At 33.1% G+C, this 15,705-nt stretch carries 11 protein-coding genes; 9 read left to right on the plus strand and 2 right to left on the minus strand.

All coding sequences use genetic code 11. From position 1 onward, the window contains the following. Positions 1 to 29: 29 nt before the first annotated feature. Positions 30 to 1,307: an ABC transporter substrate-binding protein gene (locus ACODH8_RS04000; RefSeq protein ID WP_420517550.1), complete on the minus strand. Its 1,278-nt coding sequence runs from the start codon at positions 1,305 to 1,307 to the stop codon at positions 30 to 32. Between the two features lie 170 nt (positions 1,308 to 1,477). On the opposite strand from ACODH8_RS04000, the gene ACODH8_RS04005 reads away from it, so the two are divergent. From ACODH8_RS04005 to ACODH8_RS04015, 3 genes are all read left to right on the plus strand, one after another. Continuing rightward, positions 1,478 to 2,407 (plus strand): RluA family pseudouridine synthase, encoded by a 930-nt coding sequence (locus ACODH8_RS04005; RefSeq protein ID WP_420517551.1) that lies wholly within the window; start codon positions 1,478 to 1,480, stop codon positions 2,405 to 2,407. A gap of 99 nt (positions 2,408 to 2,506) precedes the next feature. Continuing rightward, on the plus strand, positions 2,507 to 3,115 hold the full coding sequence (locus ACODH8_RS04010; RefSeq protein WP_332466632.1) for an ECF transporter S component: 609 nt from the start codon (positions 2,507 to 2,509) through the stop codon (positions 3,113 to 3,115). A 71-nt stretch (positions 3,116 to 3,186) separates the two neighbouring features. Then, complete coding sequence (locus tag ACODH8_RS04015) at positions 3,187 to 3,852, plus strand: HAD family hydrolase (RefSeq protein WP_420504066.1); 666 nt, start codon at positions 3,187 to 3,189, stop codon at positions 3,850 to 3,852. 72 nt (positions 3,853 to 3,924) lie between these two features. Here the strand turns inward: ACODH8_RS04015 and ACODH8_RS04020 are convergent, their stop codons facing one another. Next, the gene (locus tag ACODH8_RS04020; RefSeq protein ID WP_420504067.1) at positions 3,925 to 4,869 is read right to left on the minus strand and encodes an NADP-dependent oxidoreductase; all 945 of its coding nucleotides are present in this window, start codon (positions 4,867 to 4,869) and stop codon (positions 3,925 to 3,927) included. Positions 4,870 to 5,294: 425 nt separating this feature from the next. Here ACODH8_RS04020 and ACODH8_RS04025 point away from each other — a divergent pair, with 425 nt between their 5' ends. The 6 genes from ACODH8_RS04025 (at position 5,295) to ACODH8_RS04050 (ending at position 15,590) form a co-directional block, all read left to right on the plus strand. Next, positions 5,295 to 7,385 (plus strand): SpaH/EbpB family LPXTG-anchored major pilin, encoded by a 2,091-nt coding sequence (locus tag ACODH8_RS04025; protein WP_420517552.1) that lies wholly within the window; start codon positions 5,295 to 5,297, stop codon positions 7,383 to 7,385. Then, positions 7,382 to 10,402: a SpaA isopeptide-forming pilin-related protein gene (locus ACODH8_RS04030; RefSeq protein WP_332466932.1), complete on the plus strand. Its 3,021-nt coding sequence runs from the start codon at positions 7,382 to 7,384 to the stop codon at positions 10,400 to 10,402. Before ACODH8_RS04025 ends, ACODH8_RS04030 begins: the two co-directional genes overlap by 4 nt. Beyond that, positions 10,386 to 12,554, plus strand: coding sequence for a SpaH/EbpB family LPXTG-anchored major pilin (locus ACODH8_RS04035; RefSeq protein ID WP_420517553.1), 2,169 nt, complete (start codon positions 10,386 to 10,388; stop codon positions 12,552 to 12,554). The genes ACODH8_RS04030 and ACODH8_RS04035 overlap by 17 nt, the downstream gene beginning before the upstream one ends. Before the next feature lie 196 nt (positions 12,555 to 12,750). After that, positions 12,751 to 13,572 carry a class C sortase gene (locus tag ACODH8_RS04040; RefSeq protein ID WP_332466934.1) on the plus strand — a complete coding sequence of 274 codons (822 nt, stop codon included), beginning with the start codon at positions 12,751 to 12,753 and terminating at the stop codon, positions 13,570 to 13,572. Between the two features lie 22 nt (positions 13,573 to 13,594). Then, positions 13,595 to 14,620 carry a class C sortase gene (locus ACODH8_RS04045; protein WP_332466935.1) on the plus strand — a complete coding sequence of 342 codons (1,026 nt, stop codon included), beginning with the start codon at positions 13,595 to 13,597 and terminating at the stop codon, positions 14,618 to 14,620. Between the two features lie 70 nt (positions 14,621 to 14,690). Further along, positions 14,691 to 15,590, plus strand: a complete 900-nt coding sequence (locus ACODH8_RS04050; RefSeq protein WP_332466936.1) for a phosphate acyltransferase — start codon at positions 14,691 to 14,693, stop codon at positions 15,588 to 15,590. The last annotated feature ends 115 nt before the right edge of the window (positions 15,591 to 15,705 follow it).

The following is a 15,705-nucleotide window of genomic DNA, read 5'->3' on the forward strand; positions in this document are numbered from 1 at the left end:
GAAAAATAAAAAGCTGTTTTTTATTGAGTTTACTCATGATTCTTAGCAGCAGTCGTCCATTTATCTGATAATTCTTTTATATAATCTTCATAAGACATATTTTTATCAGGATATAGACCGATGTTAATAACTTGTTGTAAGCAATCAGTTAAACGAGACACACCAACTTCATCAGCGATAGCTGAATAAGTCGCGTTTGTTTCTGGTGTTTCAGTAGCAACAGTTAGAATGACGTTACTATTATCAATTAATTTTTGTTCGTCTGCTGACAAATCAGCTTTTAGATTAGGCATACCTTTTAAATCTTTAGCATAGCCACTTTCTTCAGATAAAAAGAAATCAACAAAAGCTTCAGCTGTTTTAGTATTTTTTGATTTTTTACTAATGCCCATTACAGCAGGAGCTCCTAGTGGTAAGCTAGTTTTACCATCTGTTTCAATAGGGAAATTCATTATGTTAATCGGATCTTTAGTCATTTCTTGGATACCAGAAACTTCTTGAGAACCATTCATTAGCATAGCAATTTTACCTTCAGCTAATTGAGAAAAAGCAGTTTGGCTATCTAAAGTCATCGGATCTTGTTCAATTAAACCTTTTGATGCCATTTCATAGAATAAATCCATGACTTCTCTTATTGGCATTCCTTCTTTAAAGGCATCTCCTGATTTTAATGTTTCAGATTTGAATTGTTCTCCGCCAAACGAAGTTAGTGCTCCTGCCCAAACGGCAACAGCTTGGTAATTAGAATAAAAAGGAGTTGCTCCTGTTTTTTCTTTGATTGTCTCTAAATCTTTAATAAATTGTTCTGTTGTTGTAGCAGGTTCTGTAATTCCCGCTTCTTTTAAAACTGCTTCGTTGTATATAATTCCAAGTGAGTTTAAGGCAACGGGTAATCCATAAACATCATCTTTATAATCAGCTTCATAGACATCAAGGTAATCTTTTGAAAGTTCCTCAGTTGTTCCTAATTTTTCAAAGTAAGTTGGATAATCTTCTCTACTTCCAGCCATTGAGAAAGGGATGAATAACACATCACCGTATTCGCCACCATTCATACGAGTCATGACTGTTTGATCGTAATCTGCAATGTTTTCAAATTTGACAGCAGTAACGTCAGGGTATTTTTTGATAAAATCAGTTTCTATTTGTTTAAAGATAGTATCCCCATCAGTACGATTCGTTAAAACTGTTAACTCTCCGCCTATGGTATCACTGGCTTGTTTACTCTCTTTTTTGTTATTAGATGAGCAAGCTCCTAAAAAAAGAGTGGTTAAAAGTGAAGCAAGTACTAACTTTTTCCATTTCATGATAATATTCCTTCTTCCTTATAGATGATTACAAATCTTAATTATAGCGAAAAAAAGAAATGAAATCAAAAGGGATTAAATTAAAAAGATGACAGATAAAAATGAAAAATCATTGAAAACATGTTAAAGTAAACTAGATATAAATAAATCAGAGAAGAGAGTCACTATATATGAAGAATAAAAAAAAGCCAGTAAAGGCAACTAAAGAAAAAAATAATTCAGGACAATATTATGTTGTTAAAGAAGAAACGACATTGTTACCATTTCTATTAGAGGAAATGAAAGGAAAAAGTCGTAACGCTATTAAATCAGTTTTAACAAGAGGGCAGATTTATGTAGACGGTCAAAGTATCACGCAACATAATCACCCGTTAAAACCAGGTCAACGAGTGATGACTCAAGACAATAAAACAGCTATGAGTGAGCAAGCGCTTGTTGGCATTGAAATTGTCTACGAAGATGAAGATATTATTATCATTGAAAAAGAATCAGGTATGCTCTCTATTGCAGGACAAAACCAATTTGAAGTAACAGCTCACAATCAATTAATGGGATATGTTAAAAGAGATCATCCTAAAAATCGTATTTATGTGGTGCACCGCTTAGATAAAGATACATCAGGTATTATGTTATTTGCTAAAAATGAACAAACTAAACAAGCTTTACAAGAAAATTGGAAAGAAAAAGTCCTTGAAAGAACTTATACAGCTGTAGTTGAAGGTGAAGTTAAAAAGAATCAAGGAACTATTAAATCTTGGTTAACAGAAAGTAAAACATTTAAAATGTACTCAAGTTCATTTGATAATGGTGGAAAAGAAGCCATTACTCATTACAAAAAAATAAGAAGTAACCGAAATTACACGTTACTTGAAGTTAATCTTGAAACAGGTCGTAAAAATCAAATTCGTGTTCATATGGAGGACTTGGGTCATCCAATCGTAGGAGATAAAAAATACGGAGCTCACGGAAATCCAATGAAACGTTTAGGATTACATGCGGCAACATTAGTATTAATCCATCCAACTACTGGAAAAAAATTAAAATTTAATTCTAAAATGCCTAAGAAATTTGCTACTTTACTCAAAGTCAAAGAGCAATAAGATTTAACAAAATAAAAGTTCAGTTCAATTATTGGGTTTTTATACATCTAAATGGTATAGTAGTTCTAAATTATTTTACATAGGAGATGGAAAAAGATGATGTCAGGTACTCAAAGTAAAGCTTATCGATTAACTATAAGGGGGATACTGATTGCAATAATAATGGTACAGTCTATGGTTCCATTTCTTGGATTCATTCCATTATTTGCTGTTAGTATCACTATCATTCATATTACTGTAATCGTAGCAGCTATTACATTAGGTACAAAAGATGGAATGTTAATTGGATTAATTTGGGGATTACTTACAATGTATAGAGCGTGGACAATGCCAACGACTCCCTTAGATACATTGATTTTTACTAATCCAGTTATCTCAGTACTACCAAGAATTTTAGTTGGTTTAGTAGCAGGTGTTGTGTTTACATTGCTATATAAAAAGACCAAAAAAGTATATATTTCAACAGCAATATCAGCAGCATTAGGAGCTTTAACAAATACTGTTTTAGTATTAGGATTGATGGGAGCGATTTATACAGAACCAATGGCAACAGCATATAACACAACGTCTTCAGGATTAACAACAGTGTTACTAACTTTAGTTGCTACAAATGGTATTCCTGAAATGATAGCAGCCGTTGTTATTACCCCATTATTAATAAAAGCTATTTTTTCAGCAACAAGCCTTTCAGCTGACACAAGAAAATAGATTTGTTTACAAAGTAAGTTATAATAGAAAAAAGAGATTAATTTGTTTCTAAAATAGCATGAGGTGACGAAGTGAAAAAATTAGAATTGATTATTTTTGATATGGATGGCGTATTAATTGATACGGAAAAATTTTATATGAAATCTGAGTATCAAATTATTAAGAGTTTTGGTAAAGAAGTGGAACTTGATTATTTCAGTCGTTTTTGTGGAACAACTCAAGATAATATATGGGGAAATCTGAAAAAAGATTTTGATTTACCACAAAGTTTAGAAGAGCTAAAGGTAATTGCTAAAAAACAATTACTGCACTTATTTGAAACTGAAAAAGTAGAATTAATCCCAAATATAGCTGAGAGTCTTGCTGAATTAAAATCAGCTGGTTATACATTAGCGGTGGCTTCATCAACTGAAAAACCTATTATTCAAAGTCATCTAGATAACTTAAATTTAAGTCAGTACTTTGATTACATCAAATCAGGTGAGGAAGTTGAACATTCAAAACCTGCTCCAGATGTCTTTTTAGCAGTTGCAAAAGATTTAAATATTCCAACTGAAAATGCCATTGTTATTGAAGATTCAACTAATGGTATTCAAGCAGCTAAAAATGCCGAAATGCTTTGTGTAGCATATAATAATCCAGCTTATCATGCTGTAGATCAAACAAAAGCAGACGTTATTATCTCAGACATGACTTATTTAACTTCAGAATTATTAGAGAACTTATTTGATAAATAACAATTTAAGAGGCTAACCTTCATAGGTTAGCCTCTTATTTTTTTATTTAACCTGTTATCTTACATGTCTTATTTATCGTTTAAGGATGACTTTACCGTTATTTTTACCTGATTCAATCAAAGTATGTGCTTCTTTCAAACTCCCTAAAGAGAAGGGAAGAACATGCCCGATTCTCAGTTCAAATTTAGTTTCTTGATACATTTCTAAAAGATTTTTTAAAGCATCTTCGTCTTTCATTTCAGCTGTTTTTTTCATAAAAAAGGCAGTAACATCCGGTCGATTTTCTAAATTAGGCAGAGCATTTAACCCAAGATAAGTTCCTTTTTTATTCAATAGTGATAAAGCAAGTTCCTCTCCAGCGTTAAACAAAGAAGCGTTAATGACGTAATCAGCCCATCCTTTGAACCTATCAACTTCTTCAGAATTACGATAATCAAGCGTATAATCTGCCCCTAGTGAGACTAAATAGTCTTTATTTTTTTGACTAGCAGCAGCTAAAACGGTTATCCCTCTTTGTTTAGCTAATTGCACAATCATACTGCCAACACTTCCAGACGCGCCAACAATAGCTAATTTAGTCATCTTGTTAGATTTAAAAAAATAATCATCTAAACACCAGTAAGCAGTCGTTGCAATCATTGGGAAACCGGCTGCTACTTCATTAGACATATTAGAAGGAACTTTAAAAGCTTTCCTATGATTAATAGCGGCATACTCAGAGTCACCACCATTAGGAATATAAGCTAAAATATTATCTCCGATTTTTAAATTTGTCACATTCTCGTTTGTTTTGACGACTGTGCCTTGAATTTCATTTCCTAAAATACGAAAATTAGTAGGAGCTTTTTTCTTAGAAAACAATCCTTTCCTCATAGAAATTTCTGCTGGGTTCACACTAATGTGTTCTGTTTTAATTAAGACATCTTTTTCTTCAGTTAAATCTACTTCAATTGTAGCTTCTTTTAACACATCACTATTACCAAATGAATCAAAACCAAATGTAAGACTTTTGACCATATTAAAACCTCCTTTATTAAAATTATAACGCAGAATATAACATAAAGAAATGATAAAAGAAAGGGGATTCATGAGATTAGAATAAGTTACAGATTTAGTTATATTAAGAATAATTAAGTATGTTTAACGAACGAGATATTTAATTAATTTTAATTTAGGTTAGTGAATAAGAACCTCATTAATTGTGTGTTTTTTAACAAAAAGTCCTTTAAATATAGGAGTTTATTAAATGAAATATAGGATTGAGTTAATTAATAAAGTCACTAAAGTTCATTTACTTAACGTTAAAACAACATTTTGTGTTTTAATGTAAAACGAATGTATTTTATATTACCTTTATAGTATCATTTAGTTATAAACTATCTAGAAAGTGATTTATATTATTTTTAATAAACAATAAAAATCTCTATGTTGAGAAGGGTGTGATGATAATAATGAAAGTGGAAAATCGTTATTTAATCTTGTTTTATCTTTCTATTAGTTTAATCTTGATATCATTTTCTTCTAATGATGTTAATGCAAGTAATATAAATGTTGAAAAAAAAGGGTCTATTACTATTCATAAATCACTAAATTCGAGTGGAGATTCAGACAATAGTGATTTCGTAGACAATGATGAACAGAAAGAAAGTATCAGTAACCCCGTAGAAGGGGCGCATTTTTCAATTTACGGCAAACTAACTCAAGAAGAATTAAAACATCTGACTACAGGACAGATGTTTGGTAAGGATTTGTATCAAGCTAATACAAATAAGGTGAACGATTTCATTAAAGGTAGAGAGCCAGCTTTTAGTGGTGTTACTAATGAAGATGGTGCAGTTATGTGGCAAGGAATTTCCATAGATACGGAAAATCTAGCTAATAACTTGTACTTAATTGTTGAATCAGAAGGACCAGTGAATAGTTCAAGTGACATTTCGATACCATTAATAGTTAATGTCCCGATAACTAATCCAATCGAGGGAAGAAATGAACTGAAATATATTTATGATGTAGACATATTTATGAAGCCAACTAGCTCAATTGAACCTAAATTAACAAAAACAATTGATAAAAGTAGTCACTCATCTGGTGAATTAATTAGATATCAATTACAAGTTGATAATTTAGGAAGCCAAATGAGTCAGATGAAAGAACTTCAAGTTGTGGATCAACTTGATCAAGGATTGAATTTTGTTCAATTAGGTTTTCCAGGTAGTGGTGTTGGTGCTGAAAAAATGAATGGCCCTGTTGAACCGGGAAAAAGTGTTATTTTCCATAATGGCACTTCGAAAAAAGATACTATTCTAAGTGAAAACGTTGATTATACCGTTCAAAGTCCAACTGGTGCTGGTGGTGAAGTTCGCTGGCTGATAACCAATAAAGGATTAGAGAAAATGGCTGGAGTTGAGGCAGGGGATGCAAGTTATCTATCCTTTACATTTTCAGCTAAATTCAATGAGAACGCAAATTCTCAAAAATTAATTTCAAATAAAGCCAAGCTAACTTATCAAGATAAAAACGGGAAGGTAGTTGAAAAGCCATCAGAAGTCGTTAATACGATTAATGATGAGGCAAAATTTGAAAAAAGAGATGAATTAGAACAATCTAAAGGTCTACAAGGGGCTAAGTTTTTAGTCAAAAATGAGATTGAAGAACCAATAACAGCTTTTAGCCAACCTGGTAATAAAGCACCAGTAACTTACGCCAAAGGAACTGTCTTATACGCTATTATCGAACAATCGAAAATTACTGGATGGACACCAAACTGGCAAGAAGCAATCAGTAATAACTGGCTCTTAACGTCTGATACATCAGGTAAGTTTGATGTTTCAGGTTTAGCAGCAACTAAAAAAATTAATTATCGAAATATGTATCAATTTGCTGTCTTAGATGTCAAACAAGTAAATGGTCGAAATGTTACTTACATTAGTCACTACGAAACAGCTTTAGCTAACAAACGAACAAGTACAACCACAAAAGAAAGTATAGTAGCTGAGGTAAGTAATTTATTAGCAAGCCATCCAGGAGATGCTAACGGCAAAGGTAAGTGGTTGTTCCATAAAGAATCTGAAATAGATCCTGACATTTATCCGCTGTCTTTAGAAGAATCGGTAGATTTTATAACTGATACAACCAATCAGTATTCATTAATCGAAGTTCAAGCACCTAAAGACTATATCGGATTAGAGGATGAAGAGAAAATTGCTAAAGAACTAAATAAAAAACAGGACTTTGGTAAAGTATCTAATCAAAATTTATTTGAAGTAAATAGTGGTGTTACTACTCCCTTTAAGAAACCATTAATGTTTCAAACAGAAGGATTAAACACAAAAGCAACTTCACCAAAGATTATTACTAATCGAAAAGATATGAGACTACCGAAAACTGGTAAGAAAACAGGAACAGGAAGATTACCAAAAACAGGTGAAGTAGCAACTGTAGTTATGTTAGTTGTAGGATTGTCAATAATAGGACTAACTTTTTATTATCGTGTTAAAAACAACAAGGATAATGGAAAGGGGGGAGTGAGATGAAGAAATTAAGAAAATACTCTCCACTTCTTATAATAGGACTTATGTTGTTCAATATAGTTTTTGAATTTAATCTAGTGAATGTTTCAGCTGAAACGAGCAATAATGAAACTAAATTAGAAATGAAAGATGAGAGTCATAATCAGACAACATTTGAAATTGCCCCTCCTTTAGATAAATCAATTGTACCTAGTCTACCTGAATTGTCTAAGCCGTTAAAAACGAAAAAAAATAGGCTACCAGGTGAGTGGAAAAAAATACCTCAAAGTATTTTAGACATAGCAGGTAAAGATTTATTTAAAAAAAGAGTAGCACCTATTAGTAAGAAAAGAACTTCTAAAGGAAAAGTAAGTAGGAGTAATCCTGTTGTAGTTACTCCTAGAGCAGGTGAAAGAAAGTCAGTTGATGGGAATCAATATGTAACTAATTCTACGTTTACTACTGAAAATGGGACACCAATCTACGATGGTGATGAAGTTGAATTTAATACAGAGTATCGTCTGTTTTATGAATGGGAATTACCAGATGGTGAATTTCGTGAAGGAGATGTTTTAGTATTCACTATTCCTCCTGAACTTCTTTTAGATGATATATTTGATTTTAACGTAGAGTCTCCAAATGGAGAAGTTGTAGGAACAGCCTACGTTAGAGGTGATAGTAAAAAAGGATATCGTCTAGAATTTGAGCTGACAGATTATGTAGAAAGAAATTCAGCTATTGGTGGTGAATTCGAGTTTGTTACTCACTTAAATGAAACATATATTATCGAAGGCGGAGAAGGTGTCATTGAATTTCCAGACCATGATTTAGAAGTTATATTTCCTGAGCCAGAGGAAGGTGGTACTGGAGGAGATGGTAGCGGTTATGGTAGTCAAACAAAACTTCAAAAAACAGGGAAAATTATTAATGGCGAGGATGGTATTAGATATGTAGAGTGGCGAGTGACATTAGGATATAAAGCTATTTTTGGGAATGTTAATGCTCAAGGAGACTATGTTAAAGTATTTGACAGTTTTGATGATATAGAGTCGATTACCTTAGAAGATGAACCCAGAAATCAGCGTATTGTTTCAGGTCAAGAAGCTTATGGATGGTCTGAAGATTTTGCTTATCATTTTATGTACTGGCCAGCCAGTAGTTGGGGATATGGACATGTTTACGATGAAGAGGCAGAGTTATTTGATAATGATACAAGAATGGTTGTTAATTTAAAGGATCCTATAAAAAGATTAGCTGATGAAAATCCACCAGGTGAAGAATTTAATGAATATACTATTGAATATTACGCAATGCCACTAAATCCATTAGTAGAACAGGATTTAGACAATAAAGCAACTGTAACTATTAAGGGAAAAAATAATGGCGAAGAAATAAAATATACATTAAAATCTTCTGTTAAATGGACAACAGGAGGAGGGACTGCTGGTGGTGGTACTGGACGAGTCAAATTAATAAAAACTGACTCTGACTCGGGAGATTTCTTGGAAAATGCAGAATTTGATTTGTATCAACGGACTAAAAATGGATGGGATCTTGAGAATATTAATTTAATAACTGATGATGATGGAGAAATTATTATTAGTAATTTAAAAGTGGGCGAGTATAAGTTTGTAGAGACTAACCCTCCAGAAGGTTATGGAATGCCTGAAGATAATGAGTTTGAGTTTGAAATTTCTAGAGAAGATATTAAGGAAGGTCGAACAAAGCTAGTTGAAGTCGAAAATACTCGCGTCCCGGATAGAAGATTACTCTTTATTAAAGAAGGTAAAAAAGGAACTCCTATAAAACAGCCTGATAGTGCTAAACGAGCTGAGTTTATACTTCAAGTAAAAAATGGGTCAACATGGAAGCAAGCTAATAACAAAGTTTATCAGGTAGATGAAAATGGTGAGATTTTATTAGAGGAAGATGATTTTAAAGATTTAGATGCTGATAAGTATTACCGATTTATGGAGACTAAAGCGCCATATGGTTATGAATTACCTAATTCGGGGTCAAATGAAGCTTACTCAGAAGAATTTCATCTAGAAGAGTATTCAATTAATGGCATAGTTACGAATGAGGATGAAGATCCAGTTACCATAAAAATGCAAAATAAGAAGCTAAACCACCAATTAAACTTCAAAAAATCAATTGAATTTAATACGGGGCAAAATACTCCGACTTCCTCTGAAGGCATTAAATTTGTTATTCAAGGAAGAAATAATGGTGATTGGGAGCGTTATTCTGGTGAAACTTTTGTAACAGATAAAAATGGAATGATTCACATAGATAGTACGACCCATCCTGACTTTATTCAGGGCATGGTGGATAGTAACTATCAATACTTTAGATTTAGAGAAAGTGAAGTTCCACCAGGTCGAGGATTAGTAGATCCACAATATCCTGCAACTGGAAAAGAAAAAGATGGTAAACCTGGTAGCGATTTTTCAGTTGCGATTCCAATTGATGAGTTACGAACCAATACGAATAAAGGGACTAATCAAGTTGTAGATAATTTAACTTTAGAAAACAAGTTAATCAGGTACAAAGCAACTCTACAAAAAATTGATAGTGTCAATGGTAACCAGTTAAAAGGTGCTGAATTTACGGTTTATGAAAAAGATAAACCTAATGATAAACGAGTCATTAAAGAGACTAATGGTGTTTTTGAAATTGATGATTTAGTTATTGGACGTGAGTATGTAGTCGTAGAAAGTAAAGCACCAGAAGGTTATGGTGCAAGGACAGATGAATATCTCATTAAACTAGATTTAAATAATCAAATGAAAGTCTCTAAAAAAGATGAAACAGGTAAAATAACTGTTTTAGAGGAAGGCAGTAACAAAGATTATACATGGGATGGAACTAATCTCAATATGGCTATGAAAGTAAAAAATACAGCCATGCCTAAGATGCCGATGACAGGTGGAATCGGCGTCACCTTATATACCCTATCAAGTTTATTATTTATATTAATTGGTTCACTGTTGTTTATTACCATTAAAAAAGGAGAGAAAAGACATGGAAAAAGGAAATAATAGATTAACTCATTTGTTTTTAGTTGCTGTATTATCAGTCGCTTCATTTGTTGGCCTGTTAGGGGTACCGATTAAAGCTGAGGCAAGAATTATGAATATTGAAAAGGAAGGTAGTTTAACGATTCATAAGTTTTTAAATCCTAATGTATTAGAAGGAGATTTTCAAGGAGATGGAACTTCTGGAACTGGACTTCCAGGAACATCAGATCCGAATACCCAAAATGGTGGAATGAAGCCATTACCAGGAGCTGAATTCTCAGTTTATGGTCGTTTAACAACTGCGGAAGTAGAATCATTAATGATTGATGGTTCTCAAGATGGATCTACAAAACCTGAAGACGGTGGTTATGATGCTAATGATCCAAAACCTCTAGATATTTTTAAAGTAGGTAAATTTATTGAGGGTAAGACAGCTAAATTTAAAGGTTTAACTGAAGCTAATGGTCAAGTTAAGTTTGATAAGATTCCGATTAACACATTTGACTTAGCTGATAACATGTATTTAGTAGTTGAAACTAAAACACCTAACTCTGATAAAGATGGTAACCCAATTGTTCAACAACCATCTCGTCCAGTAATTGTTAACGTACCAGTTACTAATCCTGAAAAAGATGCACCAGGTAAAGAAGTAAATAACTACATTTATGATGTTAATTTATTTATGAAAAACTATCATCAAACAGAACCAAATATTGGTAAAGAGGTAGACAAACCAACTCATACTGTAGGTGAAGAAGTGAAATATACCTTAAAAATTTCACCACTTGCATTTAACATGAATGAGTATCAAGAATTAGAAGTAAAAGATGAGCTAGCAGAAGAATTAAACTTTTATCAATTAGGCCATACAGATGGACCTAAAGGAACTGAAAGTGTTATTTTCTTCCGCGGAACAGGTACTGGTGACAAAGTAGTTATGGAACCAGGAGTACATTACAATGTGGATACACCAGCCAAAACAGGTGGTGGAACAATTACTTGGACATTTACTCCAGCTGGTATTGCTTTATTAACAGGAATTAAAGAAGGTGACGGTAGCCGTATTGAGCTATACTTCTCTGGTTTAACAAATGAAAAATTAGGTCAGGATGGAGCTCTTTATAATGATGCTCAATTAGACTTTGTCAACAAATGGGGATACGGAACAAAACCTCCAACTCCAGAAGTTCCAGAAGATCCAAAAATTCCAACAGCACCAAAACCATCTGAATCAGTTAATACTGTTTTAGGACAACGCTATTTTGAAAAACGAGACAAATTAAATAATGGTTTAAAACTTGAAGGTGCTGAGTTCTTAGTTCGTAACACATCGACAAAACCAATTACAGCATTTAATGAAAAAGATGTAATGGTAACTCATCCGGCAGGAACACAACTTTACGGAATTATTAAAGATGGTAAAACTGTTTCTGGTTGGACTACTGACTACAACGCAGCATACACAAATGGCTGGACAATTAATTCCGACGCGAAAGGGCAATTTCATGTAGAAGGTTTAGCTTATACAAGTGAAGTACATTTCCGTAAGATGTATATCTTCTCTGAAATGAAAATTGTGAAAAATGACAAAGGAACAGAAGTTGAAGTTGTCGGAGATTATAAGTATGTTTTAGCTGAACCTAGAACTGCCGATACAGAACCAAAAGATATTGATAGTGAAATTAAGGGAATATTAGGAAAACATCCAGGAGATGCTAAAGGTGATGGTGCTTGGAAATTCTACAAAGAATCAGATGCAAGTGCTAAACAATTCCCAGAGATGGCTGACCCGAAAAATTCTATTGATTACCTAGGTGACAAGACAAATAACTACGAATTAATCGAGGTTCGTGCACCAGAAGGATACGCTCCAATTGAAAACGTTAAATATGACGAGCCAGATGACAACCCAACACCTGAAACGGATCCTTACAATCATCCATTTGCCTTTACAGTACCTGGACTTGATAAAAATTCACAACCGATTTACGGTATTCCAGATTATAATGGTGAATTAAAAGACCCAGATAACAACGTAGTAGCTGTACCCAACGCGAAAATGCCTAAGATTCCATTAACAGGTGGTATCGGTACAATTATCTTCTTAGTAGCAGGGATTGCTCTTGTTGGTATCGGATTTGTGATTAAACGAAGAGGAAAAACTGCTCATTAAAAGTGATCAATGTTAGAATGTAGTCAGATTAACTTAGAAAAATCGGTAGAGATTAATCTACCGATTTTTCTGTTTAATGATTTATTAGGTGGTGAGACCAATCGCAAAAAAAACTAAGAAAAGAAGTAAAAAAAGCAGACACTCTAAGTCACTTCCCAAAAAAAGATTTCAGAAAAAGGATATCTTCGTTTATTGTTTGTATTTGATAGGAGCTTTGATTGCTCTTTATCCAGTTTTTTCTAATTTGTATTATAAAAATATTCAAAATGACATAACTAAAGCTTATTATAGTCAAGAAGGTACCAAAGATCCAAAGGAAATAGAGAAGGAGAAAGAGGTCACTAAACTTTATAATGAAGAGTTATCTGATACTTTTGCCCAAAGTTTTGATATGCCCGATTTTGACACCAATCCATTGTCATTATTAGAAGGAGTGGATTCAAAACAGTTAGGAAATACACTTGGTGTTGTATCTATCCCAAAAATACAAGTGAAGTTACCGATTTATCATGGGACTAATGAAGCTCAATTAAAGAATGGAGCAGGTTTAATTAAAGGAACTTCTTTACCTGGTGGAGGGGAAAGTACTCACTCTATTGTTACTGCTCACAGAGGTTTACCTAGTGCTAAACTTTTTACAGATTTACCTAAATTAGAAATAGGAGATTATTTTTTTATTGAGACTTTAGGGGAGAAACTTGCATACAAAGTAAATGATATTACGGTTATCAAGCCAGAAGAAATAGAGAAATTAAAAATTGTTCCTGGAAAAGATTATGTCACTTTACTTACCTGCACCCCATATATGATTAATACTCATCGCCTTCTAGTTCGCGGAGAAGCAACAGAATATCGAGTTGAAGATGAACAAAAAGCGATTAAACAAGGGAATAAAGATCATTATAAGAAGTTGTTAATCGGAGTATTGATTGTTATTCTGGTAATAGGGATTATTATTTGGCTAAAGAAACGAAAAAGTAAGAGAAATAAAAAAACTAAGAAAAGACGAAAAAAATAATCAATAAGGGAGGCAATAACTTGTGAAGAAGAAAAGAAAAAGCAAAAAAACGAAGCTGAACCGTAAGCACTTGATGTTGCTTGTTTGGTTATTTTATATCGTTGGAGTCTTAGTTTTTATTTATCCATTCATTGCACAAATGTATCATTCTTGGACCTTAGAAAGTGTGGCTAAAAACTACCGAGAAACAGTCACGAATCAAGATGCTAAAAGTTTGGAGCAAATCAAAAAGGAATTAGAAGAACATAATGCCCAGTTAGAAGAAGATCAAGCTAAATTAACACCAGACAATTTTTCTGTTGAGGCAGAGAAGAGGTTAGAAGAACAGGGAATTAGTTTTGCTCATAAAGAAAAACTAGGTGATGTGATTGCGGTACTTGAAATTCCTAAAATTAAATTAGAGTTACCAGTGTATTACGGGACTAATAATGAGCAAATTAGTAACGGAGTTGGTGTTATGAAAGAAACCTCCATGCCTTTTGGTGGCGAGAATACCCACTCTGTTATGACCAGCCATAGAGGACTTCCAACAGCCAAACTGTTTACAGATTTACCTCAATTAGAAGAAGGAGATAGTTTTTTCATCAATGTGGCGGATGAAACCCTTGCCTATAAAGTTGACCAAATTAAGGTTATTGACCCAGATGATTTTTCTGAATTACAAATAATTCCAGGAGGCGACTATGTCACCTTACTAACGTGTACACCTTATATGGTTAATACACATCGTATCTTAGTTCGAGGAGAACGTGTCACACCTTTTAAACCGGAAATGAAAATCAAAGAAAAAGCAAAAGCGAAATCTAATTTTTGGAGAAACTTAGCTATATTCCTTGCTGTTTTAATTGGAGTTGGTTTAGGTGTTTATGCTTATAAGAAGCGCAAAGAAAAGAATACGAAAGCATCTAAAAAAAGACATCATAATACTAAGGGCAACAAGAAACAATCAAATAGGTCTAACGTTAAAAAAGTAAAAGAATCTACAAAAAGAACACCCAGTTCAAAAAAAGAAAGCCATCAAAAAAGTAGTAAACGTAAGAGAAAATAAAGTTAAAAAGACTTGAGAGAAAGTATTTCAAGTCTTTTTTAATAGTGATGATATAAGGGAGAGTATTTGGATGTTAAGAAGTTTAGAAGAAGTTTTTGAGTTAGCTAAAAATAAAAAATGTAAGCGTTTAGCAGTGGCGGCAGCTCATGATCCAGAAACGATAAAAGCAGTAGTCAAAGCTAAAAGAGAAGGTTTGATTAGTCCTATTTTGATTGGTAAAGAAGAGGAAATTGAACATCTATTAGGCTATCAAAATGAGAGCCCTAAAGACTATGAAATCATTCATTTACCAGATAATAACGAAGCCGCTAAAAGGGCTGTTGAACTTGTTAAGGAAAATAAAGTAGATTGTTTAATGAAGGGGCATTTAGATACGGCTGAAATCATTCGAGCAGTTGTTAATAAAGACACGGGAATTGCAGTGGATTCTGTGGTTTCTCATGTTAATATTATGGAACTAGAAAAATATCCTAAACTAGTTGTATTAACAGATGTAGCGATTAATATTGCACCGACTTTTGAAGAAAAACAAGTCATTTTAGCTAATGCGGTGAAAGTATTAAAAGCTTTGAACTACGACATGCCTAAAGTAGCGGCAGTTTGTGCTATTGAAAAAGTGAATCCTAAAATGTTAGAAACAGTTGAAGCAAACCAACTAAAAGAAATGAATCAGCAAGGACTGATTAAAGATTGTATCATAGAAGGGCCTATTTCATTTGATATTGCAATGGATACAGGTAGATCAGAACGTAAGCATTTTAAAGGGAATATTCAAGGAGATGCGGATATTTTATTAATGCCTAATTTACTAGCAGGAAATTTATTGTCTAAAGGTTTAGGCATTTTTGGTAATGGAATAGGCATTGGAATTGTGATGGGAGCTCAGGTTCCTGTTATTTTATCTTCTAGAGGAGCTTTGGCTGATATAAAATATCAAAGTATTTTAGGCTGTCTAGCAATACTAGACTAAAATAATTCACTATGAGAGAGTTTTAATGATAATAAACAATCGTTATTTAGTAAAAAAACACAAACAGAAGATGATGAGATTAAGCTTCTAGAGGGTTTCTGTCTTAAATGTCTAT

Origin of the sequence: Vagococcus fluvialis (assembly GCF_048815235.1) — a bacterium.
Classification (GTDB): Bacteria; Bacillota; Bacilli; order Lactobacillales; family Vagococcaceae; genus Vagococcus.